Source organism: Candidatus Dependentiae bacterium (assembly GCA_020431705.1).
In the GTDB taxonomy this organism is placed as follows: Bacteria; Babelota; Babeliae; order Babelales; family Vermiphilaceae; genus JAGQHQ01.
This window is the reverse complement of sequence record JAGQHQ010000006.1, coordinates 44,483-65,475: the sequence shown is the minus strand read 5'-3', so window position 1 is coordinate 65,475 and position 20,993 is coordinate 44,483. Positions and strand designations below refer to the sequence as shown.

Sequence of the window (20,993 nt, the reverse complement as noted above, 5' to 3'; positions counted from 1 at the left end):
TTCATCCAGTTGACGGTATCCTGCGTTTTCTCTAAAATACTTTGAAAACTTGGTAGGCTGTAGCTATCAAACCATCCACCGCCAGTAGGTTCTTGCTGCGCTTGTAACACTGGACTAATGAATAAAGCAATTGCTATAATTGCTGATATATTACGTTTTTGTGTCATAATTCTTCCCTTAATTAACATTTAGTAAGCTTTATGTTTTCATTATATCACGCTTGGAGCGGCATAAGTCAATAATTTAATACAAATAGAAACCCCCTATTAATCATTTCCAGCTTCAACACTTGGTTGGTGGTGAGGTATTTTTATTCGATGAAATAATAAAACTGGAAATTATGTAGCGGCAGTCAAATCTTGGATAAGTTTCAGTATAGTATTAATTTTTTCATTAACCGCTTTTTTATTATAAAAATATAAATTATTTATCCATTTAATGGATATTAAATCTTGTTTGTCAATTGATTTTTTATATGTAATTTCTTTTACAATTTTTTTGTTTTTATATGAGATTGTAATCTTATCATTACCAGTAAATTCTTCTTTATTTTTTTCTATTGAATTCAGAACACTCAAGATATGTCTTATGTTTGTTTTATGATTTGTAAGTGCTTTTTGTATTGTAGATTGAACAGTATTTTTATTATTATCAAGGTAGCCTGATTTAAAAAATGTATAGTTGTTGAGGGCCATATCTATGTTGATTTTGTTTTGGTTATTGTATTTAAAAATAAAAATAAGTAACTTATTGTTGTAAATTGTTTTGGGTATAACAACGCTAAATTCTGATTTTATAATTTTATCCGACAAGGTGTTAGCAAGTGTATTTATACTATCTTTTGTTAAATTAAAAATAATTTTTTCTAAGTTTTTTTCTTTGGGTTCAGATTCAGGTTTTTCTTCTTCTTTTTCTTCTTGTTCCTCCCCTTGTTGTTGTGCTTCAGGGTTTACGCCTTCTTTTTTTGCTTCTACTTGTTGTTCTTTGGGTGTAAATTTTGAAGGTTTGGATACACGCCCGTATTGCAAAAGTAAATAACCAGTACCAAGCAACGCTAAAATTCCGATACTAGCAGCAGCTGTTTTTCCCGGATGCTCTTTAGCAGTTTCTTTTACTAAGTTGAGGGTATTTTGCGCTTGATTTAAAATACCTTGAAAACTTGGCAATTTATGGCTATCAAACCATCCGACGACAGTAGGCTCTGGTTGTGCTTGTAGCGCTGGACTGATACATAAAGCAATTACTACAATTATTGTTATAATTAAAGATACATTATGTTTTTGTATCATGATTTATTTTTTTCACTAAACCTCGAGAAAATTTTATATTTTATATTATATTGTATTTAAAATAGAAAAATCAAGAATTTTAATGCAAATAGAAGCAATATGATGTAAGGGGTCGATTGTGCCGATTTGTCAAATCATTTTTTTAAAAATTATATTAACCAAGTATAGAGTGAGATGTATTTGCTGATGGTGATACATCATATAACAAGTGGTTTCTTGCTGTGCGGATAGATAATAAGTGAGGCTTGTATTTCAAAAATGTCTCATCCGTGGTAGCATAATTCGATATATGAATGTTATTTGATCAACATAAGGATATTGTATGGCTCGTACAAAACAGCAGCAGCAAGGTTTTTTGGCAACTATCAGAGAAATTATTGTTCTTCTTTTAATTGTATTCTTAATTCGTACGTTTGGATTTGGTTTGTATCAAGTGCCCAGTGGTTCAATGGAAACTACTATGCTTGTGGGAGAGCGTTTTTTTGCTGACAAACTCAGTTATCTATTTACCAAGCCGAAGCATGGCGACATCATTGCATTCAATGATCCATTGTTTGATTATTCAAGCAATCCAGTTGTTCGTCTTTTTCAGGAATATGTATGGGGTCCATCAAATTGGACAAAACGAGTAATAGGTATTCCTGGTGATACAATAGAAGGCAAAATTGAAAACGGCCAACCAGTTATGTATCGCAATGGTAAAAAGCTTGCGCAGCCATTTGTTAATAAATATCCACTTATTGGGCTGTGGACAGAACATCCTGTTGTACTACGCCAAAAAGTTGAGCAGCAAACAGCGCGACTGGTGCTAGAAGGCCAACTTCCTGGTCAGCATCGTGCGGTATATATGGAAAGAATGCTGAATAATTATATTATGTGGCGTTCGTATGATGATGCATATGCCTATAATAAACAACCATTCTATCGTATGAATGAGCAACTTGTCATTAAAGATCAAGAAGGAGCTCCGCTTTTGAGAGAACCAAATACACCACTTGCTGGAAGTGAGGTAGTGGTTGAAGCTTCGCAAAAAAATGTATGGAGCGGTACTGATGTTTTTCATGTTGAACTTGGTCCTAACCAATATTGGTTAATGGGAGATAATCGTCTTGGGAGTAATGACTCTCGATTTTTAGGGCCAGTTGATGGGCGGCTTATACACGGTAAAATACTCTTCTTGATATGGTCTAGCGATAGCTATGAATCATGGTGGATTGTTGATCTTATTAAGCATCCGATTGATTTTTGGTCTCGTATGCGTTGGGGTAGATTTTTTACCTGGCTTGGGTAGCTGGTAATATGGAGTTATCAAAGTGTTGACGAATATGTCAATGGCATTTTTGATCGAATCATGCAGAAAAGCTTGCATGAGAGTGTTTTTATGGTAAAGTAAAGGGCAGTTGTTGTGAAGAAAATAAGGTTTTTAATATGTGTGATGTTTTTAGTTGTTTTGCCCTCTTGTTGGCAAAGAGTAACAGGAGACACGCCGAAAGAAAAATCATTATATGTTATTAACCTTCTTGATGAACAGTTGTATACTGATTGTCATATAAAAGGTTCAGTTAATGTGCCACTGGATCAGTTGACATCTTTTGTTAGCTCATTAGAAAAAGATTCGGAAATTGTTGTGTACTGCAGTAATTACATGTGCGGTTCGAGCCATTTGGCGTATGAAGAGCTTGTTGCAAGTGGTTTTACTAATGTGTGGGTATATGAAGGCGGTATGGCGCAATGGTATCAATTGGGATATCCAGTTGAAGGGCTCTGTGCTCAAAAGTATTTGAAATTAGTAATTGAACAGCCTAATAACAAACAAAAAGGCAGTGTGCATTATGAGTATACCGATCGTGATGTTGTATCAACAAATGTTATTACTGCTGATAAGCTATATAAAAAAATGTATGATGCGGCGGCATAGCCAAGCGGTAAGGCACGGGACTGCAAATCCCTGATTCCCCGGTTCGAATCCGGGTGCCGCCTCCATAGTTTTTATTTTGAAAATTACAAAAAAGAGATAGTTAGGGGTAAGCAATTAAGCCGGGGTGGCGGAATAGGTAGACGCAAAGGACTTAAAATCCTTCGGACTTTTGTCTGTGCCGGTTCGAGTCCGGCCCTCGGCACCAGTTTTTGTTTTCTTTATGGAGAGCAAGTTCTGGTGCTATCATTTTTTAAAAGGATTTTTATATATTTTAACAACTAGCTTGACAAAAGCTGTTGAGTTAATAAGGTTACTTTTAAGTACTAGTTTTGTTTGTTCGAGGCCTGAGAACAAACAAGTGAAGGAATTTTCATGAATAAAGCAAAATTAGTTGAGCAAATGGCAAAGATTTCAAGAATGCCTAAGTCTACATGCAAAGATGCATTAGAAGCGTTTATTGTGGCTATCGGTACAGCTCTCAGACAAAACAAAAATGTTGTTTTGACTGGTTTTGGTACTTTTAAAGTAATGCAACGAAAGAGCAGGATAGGTGTGAATCCTGCTACTGGTAAGAAAATGACCATTCCTGCAAAAAAAGTTCCGAAATTTAGTGCTGGCAAAGCATTAAAGGAATTGGTGGTGGGTTAAAAGAGTCTATTATCTTATGCCATAAGCATAAATTACCACGAAGGAGGTGCTTCAAAAGTACCTCCTTTTTTGTGTCTAATAAAAGAGGTATGACTTTATTGCATAGATTTGTGGTATGAGGGTATACTAAATACCGGTAGCATCAAGTTCTTGTGTTGACTGACAGATTGTGCATACTAAAAAAATATGTTGAGTTGTTTTTATTCAAGGGGGAAAACATGGTTAAGGATATGTCAATAACAGAACAGATAGGTTGGCTTGATAGAGTTAAGTCAAGTTTAAAAATTGATACTATTATGGAAAAAATAAGTGCGTCTAAGGATAAGATTGTCGAATTGGGTATCTATCTGGGAGCAGGATTTTTAATTGGCTTTTTACTTAAAAAATATGCACAATATGTCATCGTTTTCATCTTACTGGTTGTTGGTATTACAGTATTGCAGCAACTTGGTGTGTTGCACATAGTGATTAATTGGGAAAAGATTCAAGAACTCTTTGGTGTACAACAAACAATGGTTAGCAGTGATGTGGTTAATTCCTATTTCGAGTGGGTAAGGTTACATATTTGGCTTGTATTAAGTTTTTCTATAGGCTTTTTCTTTGGTCTTAAGGTTGGCTAATCTCAATAAAGAGGTAGTAATGGCTCAAGAAACGTTTGTACAGAAATTTGCGGATATTTTGGTTAAACAAGGATCAATTGAAGCAAAGGATCTCGAAACAATACATGTATCATTTGCAGATGCGCCACAAGATTATTTTGATGACTTTTTACTAGAGGAGGGTCTTGTCGAGGAATCAGATCTTCTGCGAGCTCTTTCTACTTACTACCAAGTACCAGCACTTGATGTCACAGGGCAATTTGTTGATACATTCTTATTGCGTAAGTTTCCCAAAGATTTTTTATTGCGTAATGTAATTCTTCCTTTTGAAGTTGATGGTGACATGCTTATTGTAGTAGCCAATCAGCCAGAGCAAGAGGGGTTAGAGTCGGCTATACGAGAGTATGTTTCGTATGATGTTGCGTATATGGTTGGCCTGCGGAAAGACATTACTGATGCGATTAAAGAATTTTATGATCGTTCGCTTACGGAGTCTACTGATGACTCTGGTTCTTTATAGCTGAATAATTATAGATTTTCTTTTTTCTTTTCCCGTTGTTTTGTTTAACTAAAAACAGTGTTGGTTGTTGTTAACAAAAAGGGGGAAGCATGTCATATGCAAAATACGTAAACGATATAATAGAACTTGTTAATACGTTGCTCGTGTGTGCCGTGCATCAACAAGTTTCGGATATTCATCTTGAGCCAACAGAACATGACTTACGAGTACGATTTCGTCTTGATGGTCTTTTATATGATCAAGAAAGCATCTCTCAATCGGTAGCACAACAGGTGTGTGCACGAATAGAAGTACTTGGTGGTATTGATGGTTCGCAAAAGCGTATTCCACATGATGGTACATTCAGTATTATGTATGGACATCGCCTAATTGATTTCCGGGTTTCTACATTTCCCTCGCTTCATGGTCCAAAAATTGTTATTCGCATTTTAGATCGAGAGAGTAATAATATTGCGTTAGATCAATTGGGAATGAACAGAACAATTTTTAAAAAATTTAATAATTTAATTAAGAAATCATCAGGATTTTTTTTAGTCTCTGGGCCAACCGGTTCTGGTAAAACAACTACACTGTACGCAGCTCTTTCTGAACTTAACTCACCGGAAAAACATATTATTACATTAGAAGATCCTGTTGAGTATAATATGCCAGGTATTACGCAAGGGCATATTTATCCACCAGCGGGTTTTACTTTTGAAAAGGGTATGCGAGCATTATTGCGGCACGATCCTGATATTGTGATGGTGGGAGAAATTCGCGATAAACAAACAGCACATATTGCTATCGAAGCGGCGCTGACTGGTCATTTAGTTTTCAGTACTGTGCATACTAATGATGCAGTACATGTTGTTATGCGATTGATTGATATGGGTATTGAACCATTTTTAATTAATGCATCGTTAACTGGAGTGCTTGCACAACGACTTGTCAGAAAAGTTTGCCAGCAGTGTAGAGAGCATTATGAGCCGGGAGTCGAAGAAAAACGTCTTTTGAAAAAGTTAAGTAACTTTTCTGATATACACAAATTATACCGTGGTATCGGCTGTGATAGTTGCCATAAAACAGGATATAAAGGAAGAACTGGTATATATGAGTTGCTTGAAGTTTCTCCTAAGTTTCGTTCTCTTGTAAGTGCTCATGCATCTATTGATGAGTTTTATAAACAAGCATTGTCTGATGGTATGCATATATTGCTCTATGATGGCCTTGAAAAGTTACAGTGTGGAGAAATTACGTTAGCAGAGCTTATGCGAGTTATTTTGTAGATTGTTTTCTATTAAAAAATCCAATTGTGTAATTGGCGATGGCTAGTTTTTTGGCAAGAGTCTGTGCTAGTATTTCTTCAAATGGATTATTGTTTTCATGTTTGCCGGTGTAGTTTACCGTTATGTTAGTCACTTCTCCTTGTTGAATAATTTCTATGTAGCCACTGTACTTAAAATAGGTTATTGGTTCATATAACTTATATTTTTTTTTGTTACAAACAACTGTATTTATTTCAGAAAAATCCTTGAGTATACCGAACGTATTTAAAATAAAAAAGGTAGTTAAGTCATTTTTATTTTTTATTATTACTACAATATTCTCTTTATCCAGCAAGATATTTTCATTTTTTCCGTATATTTTTAGACTGATAGCTGTTGGTGGAGATATGGAGTTTTCATCTGCTTGGTATAATGCAAGAGTTGTGGTCTTTTTTTCCATACCAACAAGGTTTAAAAAAAGCGGTAAAAATATGAAAATATTTCTTATTTGCATTCTATTATCTTTCTTTGTGTAGTGTGTGGAGCAACTTTGTAGAAATGATACCTCATTTGCTTTTTTTATAGCAATTTTTGTTGGTTATGCTATTTTTAGATAAAAATACGTGCTTATTTTTAGTTTTTTTCTTTCATTTTCTTTTATACGCGCTCAGGATGATATTAACTTTCAAGTAGAGTCGACGATTCAAGATGAGCTAGCGGAGTTGTATAGGCCTATACATTGTCGCGCTGAGTTTTTGAATCTATTTAAAAAAACTAACTTAGAAGCTTTTCATCGGTTTGAAAAGAAAGAAATTACTACAGAACAATATTGGCTAGAGCTTAAGAAACTTTTTTTAACACTTGATGCGATCGTAAGTTGCTCTAGATGTGAAAAACTTACTTTGGACTAGCAAAAAGTTATTTTAGCGGAAATATATAGTCAAGTGATTAACTCTAAAGATGGTGACCCATAATTAAAAATAGTGACTTAATATTAGACGTAAAGATTATGAAATATTTTGAAAAATAATGTTTAAAATTAAAAATGTTTCAGTTTTCATAGATAAAAAAAAAATTATCACAAATATAAATCTGACCGTACCAAGCGGTCAGATTTGTGCTTTAATGGGTCCAAATGGTTCGGGCAAAAGTACTCTTGCTCATGCTATTATGGGTCATCCAGCGTATAAAGTAATGGGTGATATTATATTTGACGGAAAAAGTGTTACTGAACTTTCTGCTGATAAACGAGCACGTCTCGGTATATTTTTAAGTTTTCAGCAGCCGATTGCACTACCAGGTGTTACTGTTTTTACATTTTTATATGAAGCGTATCATGCTATAAACGAGAATAAACATGCTGCAAAGGATTTTACAGCTCTTTTAAAAAAGAAAATGTCAATTCTAAATACTGATTTTTCTTTTTCGCAACGTGCACTTAATGATGGGTTTTCTGGTGGAGAAAAAAAACGTTTTGAATTGCTACAACTTCTAATATTACAACCAAAACTAGCGATTTTAGATGAAATTGATTCTGGTCTTGATGTTGATGCATTACATATGGTTGCTAGCGGTATACAATATGCACGAAAAGAAAATCCAAGTATGAGTATTGTTTTGATCACTCATTATCAGCGTATTTTACAGTATATTATTCCTGATGTTGTATATGTTTTGAAAGATGGTCATATTTGTAGTTCTGGTGATGCAACACTTGCACTAAAAATTGATGAACATGGCTATGCGGTATGAGTTTACAAAAAGGCCTCAACAAAAAAATTGTAAAAGATATTTCTACACAAAAAAATGAACCGAGTTGGATGACAGATTTTCGTTTAAAAGCGCTAGAAATTTTTGAGCAAAAACAAATGCCGCAATGGGGTAGTGATCTGTCGGGGTTAGATCCAAGCGATTTATATTTTTACGTTAAGCCATTAGTTGAAAAAAAAACATCGTGGGATGATGTACCAGATAAGATAAAAAATACGTTTGATAAACTGGGAATCAGAAAAGCGGAGCAAAAATATTTGGCTGGTGTTGGTGCGCAATATGAATCAGAGGTTGTCTACAAACAGCTAAAAAAAAAATGGGCAGACTGTGGTGTCATTTTTTGTGATACTGAAACAGCACTTAAACAATATCCTGAACTATTCAAAAAATACTTTGCAACTGTTGTACCGCCACATGATAACAAATTTGCTGCTCTTAATTCTGCTGTATGGTCTGGCGGTAGCTTTGTATATATTCCTAAGAATATAAAGATTGATATGCCGCTACAAGCCTATTTCAGAATTAATGCCCAGAGTATGGGACAATTTGAGCGGACGCTTATTATTGCTGAAGCTGGTAGTTTTGTACATTATGTTGAAGGGTGTAGTGCGCCAATTTATAAAAAAAACTCATTGCACAGTGCGGTAGTGGAATTAATTGCATTGCCCGGTTCGCATATTCGCTATACTACAATTCAAAATTGGTCAAATAATGTATATAATTTGGTAACCAAACGCGCAGTTGCACATGAAAATGCTACAGTTGAATGGATTGATGGTAATTTTGGTAGTAAAGTTACTATGAAATATCCGTGTGTTATTTTAGCTGGTAAAAAAGCGCAGGCACAGATTATTTCTATTGCTGTTGCTGGCAAGGGGCAACATCAAGATGCGGGTGGTAAGGTTATTCATCTAGCACCACAGACTATCTCTTCTATTGTTTCAAAATCAGTTAGTAAAAATGGTGGTCGTTCTAGTTATCGCGGTTTATTAAAGGTTACAGAAAAAGCGCAACATGCATATTCGCGTGTGCAGTGTGATGCGTTATTACTGGACGATATTTCTCGTTCTGATACATATCCTATTGTTTCAGTTAATAATAATAATACTTCTGATGTGGGCCATGAGGCGTCAGTTTCTACATTATCTGAAGAACAATTGTTTTATGTGATGTCTCGTGGATTTTCAGAGCAAACAGCACGTACAATGATTGTAAATGGTTTTATTGACGCGTTTACTCAGCAGTTACCTATGGAATATGCGGTTGAGATTAATCGACTTATTGCTATGGAGATGGAAGGATCTATAGGATAATGCAGCATATAATTGAAAAAAATTCAATTATTGTACTTTCTGAGTTAGAAAACGCAAAGCATAGTATCAAGCACTTTTCAGTGCATGAAAATGCTCATCTTACGTATTTTTTTTTAGTAACTGATTCTGCTGATATTACTATTTTTATTCAATTGCTGGGGCCTAAAGCGCAGGCTACTATTTTTTGTATTTGTTTGCTTTCTGAAGAGCAAACAGTAGTTATTAATACTCAACAAAAGCATAGTTCATCCCGAACTGAAAGTCAGGTGCTTGTCAAAAGTATTATGTGTGATGCGGCACGCTTAACCTATAATGGATCAATTATTATTGAAAAAGATGCTCATAAATCAGTAGCACAACAGCACAATAAAAACATGCTATTGAGTTCAGAGGCTTATATATGGGCAAATCCAAGTCTTGAAGTATTGACCAATGATGTGCAGTGTGCGCATGGTAGTGCTAGTGGTCAAGTATCTCAAGATCAGTTATTTTATCTGCAAAGTAGAGGATTAGGTGATGATGTGGCAAAAAAGCTTTTGTTACAAGGGTTTTTTGCTGATATACTCAATAATATGAGCGATAATGCAAAGCATAGTATTTTGGTAAAAAAAATTAATGAAAAACTTGAGAGCAGATTTTCCTATTTTACAAAAAAAAATTAACGATTATCCGTTAGTATATTTGGATAGTGCTTCAGCATCACAAAAGCCGCAGCATGTGGTTGATGCATTAGTACGCTTTTATACCAATGATAATGCAAATGTTGGCCGTGGTTTGTATTTTCTTGCCGAAAAAGCAACTCAGGAGTATGAGTATGCACGTAGTAAGGTAGCTCATTTTATTGGTGTGCGATCAGAAGAAATTGTTTTTACGAGTGGCACAACAGCCAGTATAAATTTTATAGCAACTGGGTGGGGGTTTGAGCACATACAAAAGGGTGATGAAATTTTATTGACCGAAATGGAGCATCATTCAAATTTGGTTCCTTGGCAACAAATAGCACAAAAAAAGGGTGCAGTGTTGAAGTTTATCCCAGTCAAGCAAAATGGAGTACTTGATTTAGAGTATTTGTTACACCTAATTACTAACAAAACAAAACTTGTTTCTGTTGTATATACTTCTAATGCATTAGGAATAACAAATAATGTTGATGCCATTATTCAAGCTGCACATGCGGTTGGGGCTAAAGTATTTCTTGATGCGCCACAAACAGTTCCACACAAAAAAATTGATGTAACAACATTAAATTGCGATTTTTTGGCGTTTTCTTCACAAAAAATGCTGGGGCCAACAGGGCTAGGAATTCTATATATAAAAAAAGAACTTCAAGATGAAGTGCTGCCTTATCAGTTTGGTGGTGGCATGGTTTTCTCTGTTGACTGGCATACTGCTATCTTTACAAAAGCACCGTATAAATTTGAAGCAGGTTCTCCACCAATAGCTCAAGTGATTGGCTTGGGTGCTGCAATTAATTATCTTAATAATAATGTTGATTTTGATGAGCTACAAAAACATGAGGCTACTTTATGTGCACAATTAATTGATGGGCTGCAAAAAATAAGAGGCATAACTATTTTGGGGCCCATGGAAGAACTAAAAAAAAGTGGCCATATAGTGAGCTTTGTAGTTGATGGTGTGCATGCGCATGATGTTGCTGCTTATTTGAATCAGTATGGCATTTGTGTACGTGCGGGTCATCATTGCACGCAGCCATTACATAAAAAATTAGGTATTACTGCATCAGTACGTGTTAGTTTTTATCTCTATAATACGCCACAAGAAGTTGACTTTTTACTTGCAAAACTTTCTGATCTTGTTTCACTATTTTCGTGATTATTGTATTTATGTATAACTATGGATATACTCTGCCGATATAATTTTTTTGACCGAATGGGTGTTCGGCTTTTTTTAACATCTTTATATACAATTTGTTATATCATTGGAGTAGGTATGATCTTTTTTAAGAAAAAAAAGTTTTTATTTTTATTGCTCGTTTTTTTTAATGGTAGTATGGCGTATGGGCTACCTTCAATGTGGTGGATTAAAAAAAATATTATGGATTTCAGTCCGCTGAATTTTATTATTGATATTAAACCAAGAAATGAGCTACTTGATGTAGAAAATACGTATAAAAATAAATTATTACATATTGCTGCGCATAGTTGTCGCGGTGTGGTACCAACAGTTGGTACAAAAGTAAAAAAAACAGCTTCTAGTGCAGGTGAAACATTGCTTGGTAAAGATAATAAATGGGGTATTGGTACAGTGAAAGTGAGTAGTAAAACTGTTTCGTATTACAGTGTTAATGGTGTCTATAGCGTTGTGTTTGCAGAAGGTACATTAAGACAAAGAGTATTATATACTTTGTATAAAATGTTTGTGCGTAAAGTACCAGCACATTATATAACCAACAAATTTTTAGTGCTAACAGCACTGCTTGGTATTAATAATTGTCTTGAGTCGACTTCGCGTTGGTGGATTGGAAAAGATGGCTACTGTGCCGTATTTGCAAAGGTTGCCAAAAAGGCAGTTAAAAGTACATTCGAATTATTGATAGATGAATGTGTGGGTTGCTATATTCTGCCTCATATATTCTAAGGATAACAAAAAATTTTAATCTACGTTGTTTACATATTCAATAACGCGTACAAATCGTGTGATACTACACCAAAGAACTAGCGTACTAAGAATACCAAGAATAATATGAATGTATTGAGGAAACAAAAGCATTGATGAAAAGGCAATAAATGCTTCAGCTCGCTCTACCAAGCTTTTATCATAATGTATACTTTTACTGCTTATATTGGGAAACAGCGTACCGGCTACTACAAAGGTAGAAAAGTGCAAAAGAAGTGCAACGAAAAAAAACAAATACCATAAATAATGTTGTGGATATAAAAAAGCAAAACCCATGATAAAAGCTGCTTCTACCATGCGATCGGCAATTAAATCGTAGTAAGCTCCAATTTTTTGTGTATTATTTGTTAATCGAGCGACGGTACCATCAAGTACATCAAAAAGCACAGAAAATAAAAGTAACACAAGTGCAATGTATAAGTGTGCACAATAAATACATCCACCAGCCGCAATACCAAACAAAAAGGCGATTAATGTTATTATGTTTGGCGTTAGTTTAAAAAAAACTAATGTTTTTCCAAGTATATCAAAAAATGGTTGTATATTGCTTCGTATTTTCGTTTCGATCATTTTAATTTTTTTCTTTAGGGATAAATAAAATAATACTACTCAAAAATGCGGCAAAAAAACACCAAATAGATGTTAAAAAATTAATATAGAAAAAGTATGTAATGGCATACGCAACAGTTAATCCAATACCAAGCAACCATACCATGGCATTAGGAGAAATAAAGCATGGCAATACAGTAGTACATCCATACAGTATCATAATAATAATGTACGGTTGTTCCATTAGATGAAGATCATACATAATGTGACTACACGAAATACTAGTAACTACACCATACATCATTAGACGAAATAAAAAATAAGTAGAGGTGATACATCCTATTACAAGGGTTAATGCAAGGGCTTTTTTTCTCCATGTATTATTTTTTGGTAATGTTGGCCATAATACACTAGAAATCCATACGGGCCATAGCAGTAGAGAAAAAAATAAAAAAGAATATGGCATTGCGCGTGTAAGTGTGGTTGTATGTTCTTGTGTGTGTGTGATCCATATAAGGCCTTCATTGAGCTGTTGTAATCCGAATAGCAGCGGAGTCATAGCTAAAAAACGATATGGTGTTTTTTTGTGCTTTATGATACTTGCAGTGCCAACCATAGAAAGTAGCGCACCAGCAGTAAAACTTGCAGACGCAGAAAAACACATAACTTATTCTCCTCTTTTCATTTTATCTAACACGGAAATAAATAGTACACAAGAGTAGAAAACGGTGAAGGCTATTGGCAAAAGTATTAAAGGTAAGTATAGTTTATAATCAATGTTATCATATTAAACTATTGTGGTGGGGTACAAAAAGGTATGAAGAAATCATTTCTTGATTTTGTATACTTTTTTCTTTTACTTATACATATTTTTTCTCAAAATCTTGTTGCCCATGGCTTTAAGGATGAGTTACTTATAGAAGAAGAAAAAATTAAAAATTTGGAAAATTGCTCTTGTTGGCTTTTTCCTTCTTCTAAGATTAAAGTAAATGAAAACAATAGAGATGAAAATTTTAGGCGATTTTTGCTTACTTCTAGTACATTATTATCACATATACTTATTGCTCCTGCAATAGCTAACTGGTTGTTTAAAAATAAGACTGATCCAGAAAAAAGATTAGAAAAAAAAATGGGTCAAGATAGTGCACAAAAACAAAATGAAACTCCAAGAAAAAGAAGGATAATTAAAAAAGGAGTTTTAAGGAGAAATAAAGCTCAATCAAAAAATATTGATACTGATTCAGGAACAGAAAAAGCTGATACAACCAGTAAAACACAGCTTCTAGAATTGGGAAAAAAATTAAATGAAATTATGAAAGACACTGTTTCATTTGATTCACAAAAACATCTTTTGGCTACAATGATTGCTAGTGGTGGGCAGGAAATAATTTTATTGGCGAGTGGTGATACAGATATAAAAAATGCTGGAGTCAATATTACTCACAATGCAGTTATTACTCTTTCGGGGGAAGTTGTTACCAATGTTATATGTGATCAACTAGGTATTACAAGAAATGGTGGTACAGCACGTACAATTCGTTCAATTGTGCGGATTATTATTTGCTATGGTACATGGTCTATTCGTGGTATATTACAAAGTCTGATTTGAAAGCAAAAGAAAATTTGTTTTTGCTGATGTATTGATTTTTTTAAAAGTAAGTTTACTCTTTGTAACGTGAGTTTAAGTGTTGTTATCGAATACTAGGTAGGGGTTTTTATGAAAAATATTTTAATTTTTTTATACACAGCTATGTATCGTATTGTCTTCATCAATGTTCTTATTTGTTGTTTTTTATTTGTGCCTGTTCATATACATGCAATGTTAGAAAAAAATACAAATGATTCTGCTTTTGATACAAAAACTAAAAATAGGTTAAATTCTGACGAAAAAAGTTTTAGAGGGGGAATTGGTTATGTTCTTGATTATAATTCTGATGAAGACAACAATATAGGAATACAAGATAATGATAGTGGAAGAGAAGAATCTTCGCCTTATTCATTATGCAGTCTGCTTTCACCTTCCTATTACCTTGAGCATGGTGGAACGTGGCTTGGCAAAAGTGTTTGTAAAGGAATTAGTCTGGTTCATTGTGTTTTAGCTGCAGATCAATGGTTTTCAAAAGAAGATCAGGTGAATCCGCATTGGCGTGGTCTATTGCGTGGTTTAGCTATGTCTGCAAGCAAAGAAGTTGTTGAAGAATGTGCCGGCCAAATTATTTTATATGGCGCGAAAGGTTCGTATTTAGGAGTTAGTAAGGCGGTAGAGTTATGGACTGGAGCATCACCAAAAGGCAGAGTTCAGTTGTCGGTTTTAAGTATTTTAAGTGGCGGTGCTATTTGGAAAGGTCTGCAGTTAGCACATGTTGGTATCAGTGCAGATAATAATCGCAGGCTGAGAGCTGTTAATAGCAGGGTTGATGATCTACACAAGGATCTTTACAGTGGCCTTGAAAGTGCTAAAAGAGATCGTCAAGAAAAACATGATTCTACATTCGATGCACTGACCTCTCTTAAAGATGACTTACAGAATACAAAAAATATATTAAGTGATCTTAGTAATAAGAGCGAGGAAGGTTTTGCTGACGTTAAAGCTAACCTTAGTGATGCAAAAAAAACGTTGGAGATACACATAAATACATTTAACGAAAAAGTGCAACGTATTGTAGGTAAAGCAAATGATAATCAAACAAAAAAGTTTGTTGAGCAGATGCAGAAGGATAAAGAAGAGATACTAGATGCAATTGAATTAGTTGATAATAAGTGTCTTTCTGAAGAAGAAAAAAAACAATTTATACAACAAATTAATAATTTTGGATTAATGCTTGACCGTTTAGCAAGCATTGAAAAAGAGGTAAAACAAATCAGTAATCAATTAAGTGTGCAGAGTGAAAAGTACAATTTATGGCAAAACAATACTAATGATACATTGGGTCATATTCAAAATGATGTAAGTGATATGAAAAAAGCTCAATTGTCTTCACTACAAGAATATGAAAATAAACAAAAAAAAGATGAAGAACGTGAGCAAAAAAATAGAGAGTTGCTTAATCAGCAAAAAGAAGGTTTGAGAAAAAGATATGATGCGTTTAATGCGTTTCTTTTGGCTCGGCATAAGCAGGAGAAACAGGATGAGAAGGAAGAACAGCCTAATATAGAAGGATGGCTAACGTTTCCTGAAGAGAGTACCTTTAATCTAGTGGATAATGATATCTTTCAAAATCAGCTTCAAAATGCTTGTTATGAGCTACAAAGAGCTGAAACTGAGGTACGAGAAAAGACTATTAATGAAATTTTAGAGAGTGTACAAAAGGTAGATGGTAAAATTAATAATCTTGATGAAAAGATGTCAAATATTTTTAATGGTTCTGATTTGAATACGCTTAATAATTTTAAGACAGCTTTGCTTAAGGATGTTGAGAAAAGACTGGTAGAGACAGAGAAAAAAATTGATAATATAGAGCAAGAGCAAGCGAAGCAAGTAGAAGCAATTAAAAATCAAGGGTTGACTCTTGATACATTAGTTGTAGAAAATAATGAACTTAAACAATTACTTGAAAATATGCAGAAACAAGTAGAACAAATGAGCAAGCAGCTAACTGAGAATGAAAAAAATCGTAAAAGAGATGTGGAAGATAATAAGCAAAGACAAGAATTATTTGTGGCACAAACTGATATGAATCAAAAACAATTGATGGATGCTATATATAGTGTAAGAGGAGAAGTCGTTGATTCTAATAGAAGAATTGAGGCATCTAAAAATTCTGATAGAGTAAATAAAGGATCAAGTGCTGCGAATAATAACGGATGGAGCAAGGCACAAGGAATAGTAATGGTAAGTTATAATAATAATGTAAATCCGCTTTTTGTTGGTGTCCTTGCGAGTATGGGTGGTGAAGCGAAATCTGTATTTAATAATAGCGACTATCAGCAAGAAGATAGTAGAAAAGAGGAAGACTAGTAATTCATATCTTGCATTTATAACAACTAAATACGGTATACTAAAAACCTAATTGAAAAAGGGGAGCGGTATGGCGTGCGACTATGATTTGGTTATTATTGGCGGTGGTGCAGCAGGTCTGACTGCTGCAAAAACGGCACAAGGCTTTGGAAAGAAAGTTTTAATTATAGAGAAAAAACAATTGGGTGGAGAATGCACTTGGACAGGGTGCGTGCCGAGTAAAGCATTAATAAAAATCGCTCAAGTGTCGCATTATGCAAACCGCTTGAGTGATTTTGGTTTAAAAACACTGCATCCTGTAGAAATCAACGCAGATAATTGTATGAGTGTTGTTCGCCAACGGGTGCAAGATGTATATGCAGCGCATACGCCAGAAGTTCTTAGAAGACTTGGTATTGGAGTGTTGATAGGAGCAGCTGTTTTTAAGGATAAACATACAGTTGTAGTTGACGACAAAACAATTTCGTTTAAAAAGTGTATTATAGCAACTGGATCACGCCCATATATTCCACATATTGAAGGGTTAGATGCCGTCGATTATTACACAAACAATACTATTTTTAATATCGATTCATTGCCACGATCATTGGTTATTTTGGGTGGTGGTGCTATTGGTTCAGAGTTTGCATGTGCGTTTAATAGACTTGGTGTGCAAATTACTATTATCGAAAAGCAAAAACGTATTTTACTACATGAAGATAGCGAGTGTGTAACATTACTTTCTCGCCATATGCAACAAGCAGGTATTCGTATTCTTGCTGATCATAAAGCAGCAAAAATTGTAAAACAGGAAAACGGCAATATTGCTCTTACGTGTGTAAATAGTGCGGGTAAACAACAAGATATCTATACAGATGCGTTGTTGATAGCTGTTGGGCGTGCGGTAAATATAGGTGGTTTGTACTTAGAAAGAGCAGGTGTCAAAACTCGCAAACGTGGTATTATTGTTGACAAGTATTTATGCACGACTGCGCGTAATATTTTTGCAGCTGGTGATGTAGTGGGGCCTTATCAATTTAGTCATATGGCATGGCATCAAGCAACGACAGCTGTATATAATGCTTTTCTTTTCTTTTTTAAAAAAACGGTTGACTATAAAAATGCAATGTGGGTTACTTTTACTTGCCCAGAATTGGCAACAGCAGGTTTGACTGAAGGTGCTGCACGCAAAAAATATGGTAAAAAAATCAGGGTATATAAAAAAGAATATAAATATTTTGACCGTGCTGTGTGCGATGATCAAAAAATTGGTATGCTCAAAGTTATTTGTGATAAAAAAGGTTTTATTATTGGTGCGCACGCAGTAGGTGCGCACGCGGGTGATATTATTCATGAGCTGCAAATAGCAAAAGTAAAAAAAATTAAATTTTCTGATTTAGTGTCAATCGTCCATGCATATCCAACGTATGCAGAAATTGTGTGGCATGTTGCTAAAAAGGCATATGTGCAAGGGTTGCAACAAAATATATTTTTGATGATACTAAAGAAATTGTTCGGTAAGTAATATTGGAAGTTTATGGAAAAGTACATCAAATATTTTTTGGCGCTACTAATTAGCATAAGTATACTTATCATGATTTATTGCATGGGCTTTGGTGATTGTTTTTCTATTGGGGCAATTAGTAGATATACTCGTGCATTAGATGTGTTGATCAGAACAAATTATTTGATGGCAATTTTTTTATTTTGCGTCATTTTTGCTGCACTTATCACCGCATCATTTCCTATTGTTGTACCTTTGACTTTGCTTGGTGGTTATTCATTTGGTGTATTACCGGGCACCCTTTATTCTTGCTTAGCTGCAACGGTTGGTTCGCTCATTTCATTTGCGCTTTTTCGTTATGTGTTTGCAAAAACGGTTCAGCAACATTACAAAGATCGTTTAGTTATATTTAACCAAAAAATAAAAGAAGAAGGGCATAGTTATTTACTTACTATGCACTTTATGCTTGTACCATTCTCTATTATTAATGTGCTTGCTGCCGTAACGCCAATATCGTGGTTTACCTTTATTTGGACTACGACTGTTGGTAGTTTTCCTGTACTACTTATTTATGCATTTGTCGGTAGGCAATTGCGTACGCTTAAATCTACTCATGGTATTATTTCCTGGCCAGTTATGATATTTTTGTTACTACTGGCAGCATTAGCATTTTCGCCAATTGTTATAAAAAGGTTATATAGGAAGTGAGCATAAAAATGTGCAACAAATGAAGCAGGTATATAATAAAATTATTATCACACTTATATTTATAGTGTTAATTATAGTTTTCTACTTTTCTGGTATCACAAGCTACATAAACTTAGCAGTAATCCAACAAAACAGTGTCTACTTAAAAAATAGTATACAAAATAATTACACTGTAGCAGTGCTAGTTTTTATATGTTTATATATTGTTACTATTTTTTTTTCATTACCTTTTGCATCGCTGCTTACCTTAAGCGGTGGTTTCTTTTTTGGAATAACCGCAGGTGTTTTATATGCAAACATTGGTGCGACCATTGGTGCAACATGTGGTTTTTTATTAGTACGCTATTTATTATATGATATAATACGCAAAAAGTATGCTTATTATGTACAAAAAATCAACCGAGCGATTCAAAAAAACGGAGTATGGTATTTGCTTTTATTGCGCTTAATCGCCTTTATTCCTTTCCCTATCGCTAACGCAGCTATTAGTTTAACTGATGTGTCTCTATTTGATTTTGTATGGACAACGAGTATTGGTATTGTGCCAGTATCATTGATATATGCCTATGCGGGTAGGCAATTGAGTACACTTACCTCGATTACTGATGTGTTTTCTATGACAGTGTTGCTTGCATTTATTTTTTTTGCATTTCTTACATTGTTGCCGACGTTATTAAAACGAGTTGGTTATGGTTCGTAATTATACGTGGCATATTGCAGGAATTGTTTTCTTTTTATTTGTTTTCTTTATCGCATATTATTTGGGCTTATTTGAGGCTGTTACCCTTACTACATTACAACAAAATGCCAGTGCACTATATTTTTTTGTACAAAGATATTTTGTCTTTTCAGTGTTTATTTTTTGTGCATTGTTTACAACAGCAACATTTCTTTTTCTACCTATTACTGTACTATTGACACTTGCTGCAGGATTTTTATTTGGGGTGAGTATTGGGACATTATTGGTTCTATTGAGTGCAACATGTGGCGGTGCTATTATGTTATTGGTAGTGCGGTATGCAATTGGCAATCGTGTGCAAGAAAAATATGCAGATGCGCTTCAGATGTTTAATGATGATATAAAAAAATATGGCAGTAGTTATTTATTGATGTTACAACTATTACCAATAACTCCGACGTTTGCTATTAATCTTTTTGCGGGTGTGATTCCTATTTCTTTATGGACATATATGTGGACAACAGCAGTGGGTATTTTACCTGGTACACTCATCTATGCTATTGCAGGTAGGCAATTGCATGTGATTAAGTCACTCAATGATATTATGTCGTGGCCGGCAATTATTATTTTATGCTTGCTCGCACTATTGGCATTACTTCCCATGATTGTGCGACGATATGTTATGAAATGAGTTTTTTATGATTTTGATTTTTTGAATAATCCCATATTCTTCAGTTGCTCTTCTGCATAGCCAAATTGTTGTTTTTTAGCATTGATAATTTGTAAACCAGCCTGTAATGCTGCCTTTTTGTTTGAGTTAAATGTAATAACAGCAACGGTATTTTCTGGGTTAAGGTTATACTCTTTCATTATGTACTGGTACATTTCTTTTTGTGTGTTGATTGCTTGTGCTTCAGATGAAGTAATTACTTCATCAAATAAATCAAAAACATCGGTGTGCTCTTTTTTAAGTGTAGCAACAATTTCTTTATTGCCATTTAAAATAAGATATAGTTTGTGTTGTGTATTCTCTTTTAACTGTTTAACAAGCTCAATACCATCATCTATGCGTGTCAAAATAGTATGATAGTCCGTTGTTGCTAGTGCTGCGCCGTTATATAATGTTTTCTTTTCTACATCATAAAGCTCTGTATTTTGTTTAATATTGGCACGATATATTCTCAACAATGTTTTGTTGTCTGTTGTACCAAGCCAGCAATGATACAAAATATCGGGAATTTCTTTGTCTCTATAGCGTATTGATTGATGTTTTTTAAATTCAGGAAGCTGTATTTTGGCAAGGAGATTAAAAAATTCTTCTTGTTGGCTAGCACCGGTAATGCCGGGAATTGCCAACTGTGCAGCTTTAAGCCACCCGATACACCGAGCCAAACTGATGTAGCCAAGACGGTCTGTTACTGCTTTACTATCTACACCAAACAAAAACTTTTCTAAGGTGAAAATAATGTTAGAATGGCGGGTATCTTTAGCGGCATATTGTGGGGTTTCTTTGTCATCGGGTAATGTGTCTTCCGTATGTGAATACAGGACTGCAGTACATAAAATGATGGAAAAAGCTAATAAACGCATAGGAACAAACCCCCTTTTATTAACTTTGATCATACTAATTGTCTTTTTAAATATAGGCTTTTTTACAAAAATAATCAATTGGGGTGCA

The 20,993-nt window shown here is 34.4% G+C and carries 23 protein-coding genes and 2 tRNA genes; 20 read left to right on the top strand and 5 right to left on the bottom strand.

Features of this window, described 5'->3' with window-relative positions; all coding sequences use genetic code 11:
• Positions 1–338 precede the first annotated feature (338 nt).
• Entirely contained in the window at positions 339–1,289 is a 951-nt protein-coding gene (locus KC460_02760) for a hypothetical protein (GenBank protein ID MCA9770264.1), read from the bottom strand.
• A 322-nt stretch (positions 1,290–1,611) separates the two neighbouring features.
• On the opposite strand from KC460_02760, the gene lepB reads away from it, so the two are divergent.
• The 8 genes from lepB (at position 1,612) to KC460_02720 (ending at position 6,239) form a co-directional block, all read left to right on the top strand.
• Positions 1,612–2,580, top strand: coding sequence for a signal peptidase I (gene lepB / locus KC460_02755; GenBank protein ID MCA9770263.1), 969 nt, complete (start codon positions 1,612–1,614; stop codon positions 2,578–2,580).
• Between the two features lie 114 nt (positions 2,581–2,694).
• Positions 2,695–3,207, top strand: coding sequence for a rhodanese-like domain-containing protein (locus KC460_02750; protein ID MCA9770262.1), 513 nt, complete (start codon positions 2,695–2,697; stop codon positions 3,205–3,207).
• Positions 3,198–3,272 (top strand) — tRNA-Cys (locus tag KC460_02745). The genes KC460_02750 and KC460_02745 overlap by 10 nt, the downstream gene beginning before the upstream one ends.
• A gap of 53 nt (positions 3,273–3,325) precedes the next feature.
• Positions 3,326–3,412, top strand: a tRNA-Leu gene (locus KC460_02740).
• A 167-nt stretch (positions 3,413–3,579) separates the two neighbouring features.
• Entirely contained in the window at positions 3,580–3,855 is a 276-nt protein-coding gene (locus KC460_02735; GenBank protein ID MCA9770261.1) for an HU family DNA-binding protein, read from the top strand.
• A gap of 218 nt (positions 3,856–4,073) precedes the next feature.
• Positions 4,074–4,475, top strand: coding sequence for a hypothetical protein (locus KC460_02730; GenBank protein ID MCA9770260.1), 402 nt, complete (start codon positions 4,074–4,076; stop codon positions 4,473–4,475).
• Positions 4,476–4,494: 19 nt separating this feature from the next.
• The gene (locus KC460_02725; protein MCA9770259.1) at positions 4,495–4,974 is read left to right on the top strand and encodes a hypothetical protein; all 480 of its coding nucleotides are present in this window, start codon (positions 4,495–4,497) and stop codon (positions 4,972–4,974) included.
• Between the two features lie 89 nt (positions 4,975–5,063).
• On the top strand, positions 5,064–6,239 hold the full coding sequence (locus KC460_02720) for a type II/IV secretion system protein (protein MCA9770258.1): 1,176 nt from the start codon (positions 5,064–5,066) through the stop codon (positions 6,237–6,239).
• Here KC460_02720 and KC460_02715 read toward each other — a convergent pair.
• A complete protein-coding gene (locus tag KC460_02715) occupies positions 6,229–6,732 on the bottom strand; it encodes a hypothetical protein (protein MCA9770257.1) in 504 nt (167 codons plus the stop codon). The two genes, KC460_02720 and KC460_02715, sit on opposite strands and share 11 nt — an antisense overlap.
• Positions 6,733–6,841: 109 nt before the next feature.
• On the opposite strand from KC460_02715, the gene KC460_02710 reads away from it, so the two are divergent.
• From KC460_02710 to KC460_02685, 6 genes are all read left to right on the top strand, one after another.
• Positions 6,842–7,129: a hypothetical protein gene (locus tag KC460_02710; protein ID MCA9770256.1), complete on the top strand. Its 288-nt coding sequence runs from the start codon at positions 6,842–6,844 to the stop codon at positions 7,127–7,129.
• A 118-nt stretch (positions 7,130–7,247) separates the two neighbouring features.
• Positions 7,248–7,970, top strand: coding sequence for a Fe-S cluster assembly ATPase SufC (gene sufC, locus KC460_02705; GenBank protein ID MCA9770255.1), 723 nt, complete (start codon positions 7,248–7,250; stop codon positions 7,968–7,970).
• The gene (gene sufB, locus KC460_02700) at positions 7,967–9,301 is read left to right on the top strand and encodes a Fe-S cluster assembly protein SufB (protein MCA9770254.1); all 1,335 of its coding nucleotides are present in this window, start codon (positions 7,967–7,969) and stop codon (positions 9,299–9,301) included. Before sufC ends, sufB begins: the two co-directional genes overlap by 4 nt.
• Complete coding sequence (locus KC460_02695) at positions 9,301–9,963, top strand: SufD family Fe-S cluster assembly protein (protein ID MCA9770253.1); 663 nt, start codon at positions 9,301–9,303, stop codon at positions 9,961–9,963. Before sufB ends, KC460_02695 begins: the two co-directional genes overlap by 1 nt.
• Entirely contained in the window at positions 9,917–11,134 is a 1,218-nt protein-coding gene (locus KC460_02690; GenBank protein MCA9770252.1) for a SufS family cysteine desulfurase, read from the top strand. Before KC460_02695 ends, KC460_02690 begins: the two co-directional genes overlap by 47 nt.
• Before the next feature lie 117 nt (positions 11,135–11,251).
• On the top strand, positions 11,252–11,899 hold the full coding sequence (locus KC460_02685) for a hypothetical protein (protein ID MCA9770251.1): 648 nt from the start codon (positions 11,252–11,254) through the stop codon (positions 11,897–11,899).
• A gap of 15 nt (positions 11,900–11,914) precedes the next feature.
• Here KC460_02685 and KC460_02680 read toward each other — a convergent pair whose 3' ends face one another.
• Both KC460_02680 and KC460_02675 read right to left on the bottom strand, forming a co-directional pair.
• A complete protein-coding gene (locus KC460_02680; GenBank protein ID MCA9770250.1) occupies positions 11,915–12,508 on the bottom strand; it encodes a CDP-alcohol phosphatidyltransferase family protein in 594 nt (197 codons plus the stop codon).
• A 1-nt stretch (position 12,509) separates the two neighbouring features.
• Positions 12,510–13,151, bottom strand: coding sequence for a hypothetical protein (locus KC460_02675; protein MCA9770249.1), 642 nt, complete (start codon positions 13,149–13,151; stop codon positions 12,510–12,512).
• Positions 13,152–13,304: 153 nt separating this feature from the next.
• On the opposite strand from KC460_02675, the gene KC460_02670 reads away from it, so the two are divergent.
• The 6 genes from KC460_02670 (at position 13,305) to KC460_02645 (ending at position 20,006) form a co-directional block, all read left to right on the top strand.
• Positions 13,305–14,096, top strand: a complete 792-nt coding sequence (locus KC460_02670; GenBank protein ID MCA9770248.1) for a hypothetical protein — start codon at positions 13,305–13,307, stop codon at positions 14,094–14,096.
• Between the two features lie 108 nt (positions 14,097–14,204).
• Positions 14,205–16,445, top strand: coding sequence for a hypothetical protein (locus KC460_02665; GenBank protein MCA9770247.1), 2,241 nt, complete (start codon positions 14,205–14,207; stop codon positions 16,443–16,445).
• 70 nt (positions 16,446–16,515) lie between these two features.
• Positions 16,516–17,949: an FAD-dependent oxidoreductase gene (locus KC460_02660; GenBank protein ID MCA9770246.1), complete on the top strand. Its 1,434-nt coding sequence runs from the start codon at positions 16,516–16,518 to the stop codon at positions 17,947–17,949.
• A gap of 12 nt (positions 17,950–17,961) precedes the next feature.
• Entirely contained in the window at positions 17,962–18,636 is a 675-nt protein-coding gene (locus tag KC460_02655; GenBank protein MCA9770245.1) for a TVP38/TMEM64 family protein, read from the top strand.
• A gap of 19 nt (positions 18,637–18,655) precedes the next feature.
• A complete protein-coding gene (locus KC460_02650) occupies positions 18,656–19,336 on the top strand; it encodes a TVP38/TMEM64 family protein (protein ID MCA9770244.1) in 681 nt (226 codons plus the stop codon).
• The gene (locus tag KC460_02645) at positions 19,326–20,006 is read left to right on the top strand and encodes a TVP38/TMEM64 family protein (protein MCA9770243.1); all 681 of its coding nucleotides are present in this window, start codon (positions 19,326–19,328) and stop codon (positions 20,004–20,006) included. The genes KC460_02650 and KC460_02645 overlap by 11 nt, the downstream gene beginning before the upstream one ends.
• Before the next feature lie 5 nt (positions 20,007–20,011).
• Here the strand turns inward: KC460_02645 and KC460_02640 are convergent, their stop codons facing one another.
• Positions 20,012–20,938 carry a hypothetical protein gene (locus KC460_02640; protein MCA9770242.1) on the bottom strand — a complete coding sequence of 309 codons (927 nt, stop codon included), beginning with the start codon at positions 20,936–20,938 and terminating at the stop codon, positions 20,012–20,014.
• Positions 20,939–20,993: the final 55 nt, after the last annotated feature.

Coding starts and splice junctions, on each gene's coding strand:
- KC460_02760 (MCA9770264.1), bottom strand. CDS start 1,289: ATGATACAAAAACATAATGTATCTTTAATTATAACAATAATTGTAGTA.
- lepB (MCA9770263.1), top strand. CDS start 1,612: ATGGCTCGTACAAAACAGCAGCAGCAAGGTTTTTTGGCAACTATCAGA.
- KC460_02735 (MCA9770261.1), top strand. CDS start 3,580: ATGAATAAAGCAAAATTAGTTGAGCAAATGGCAAAGATTTCAAGAATG.
- KC460_02730 (MCA9770260.1), top strand. CDS start 4,074: ATGGTTAAGGATATGTCAATAACAGAACAGATAGGTTGGCTTGATAGA.
- KC460_02725 (MCA9770259.1), top strand. CDS start 4,495: ATGGCTCAAGAAACGTTTGTACAGAAATTTGCGGATATTTTGGTTAAA.
- KC460_02720 (MCA9770258.1), top strand. CDS start 5,064: ATGTCATATGCAAAATACGTAAACGATATAATAGAACTTGTTAATACG.
- KC460_02715 (MCA9770257.1), bottom strand. CDS start 6,732: ATGCAAATAAGAAATATTTTCATATTTTTACCGCTTTTTTTAAACCTT.
- sufC (MCA9770255.1), top strand. CDS start 7,248: ATGTTTAAAATTAAAAATGTTTCAGTTTTCATAGATAAAAAAAAAATT.
- sufB (MCA9770254.1), top strand. CDS start 7,967: ATGAGTTTACAAAAAGGCCTCAACAAAAAAATTGTAAAAGATATTTCT.
- KC460_02695 (MCA9770253.1), top strand. CDS start 9,301: ATGCAGCATATAATTGAAAAAAATTCAATTATTGTACTTTCTGAGTTA.
- KC460_02690 (MCA9770252.1), top strand. CDS start 9,917: ATGAAAAACTTGAGAGCAGATTTTCCTATTTTACAAAAAAAAATTAAC.
- KC460_02685 (MCA9770251.1), top strand. CDS start 11,252: ATGATCTTTTTTAAGAAAAAAAAGTTTTTATTTTTATTGCTCGTTTTT.
- KC460_02680 (MCA9770250.1), bottom strand. CDS start 12,508: ATGATCGAAACGAAAATACGAAGCAATATACAACCATTTTTTGATATA.
- KC460_02675 (MCA9770249.1), bottom strand. CDS start 13,151: ATGTGTTTTTCTGCGTCTGCAAGTTTTACTGCTGGTGCGCTACTTTCT.
- KC460_02670 (MCA9770248.1), top strand. CDS start 13,305: ATGAAGAAATCATTTCTTGATTTTGTATACTTTTTTCTTTTACTTATA.
- KC460_02665 (MCA9770247.1), top strand. CDS start 14,205: ATGAAAAATATTTTAATTTTTTTATACACAGCTATGTATCGTATTGTC.
- KC460_02660 (MCA9770246.1), top strand. CDS start 16,516: ATGGCGTGCGACTATGATTTGGTTATTATTGGCGGTGGTGCAGCAGGT.
- KC460_02655 (MCA9770245.1), top strand. CDS start 17,962: ATGGAAAAGTACATCAAATATTTTTTGGCGCTACTAATTAGCATAAGT.
- KC460_02650 (MCA9770244.1), top strand. CDS start 18,656: ATGAAGCAGGTATATAATAAAATTATTATCACACTTATATTTATAGTG.
- KC460_02645 (MCA9770243.1), top strand. CDS start 19,326: ATGGTTCGTAATTATACGTGGCATATTGCAGGAATTGTTTTCTTTTTA.
- KC460_02640 (MCA9770242.1), bottom strand. CDS start 20,938: ATGATCAAAGTTAATAAAAGGGGGTTTGTTCCTATGCGTTTATTAGCT.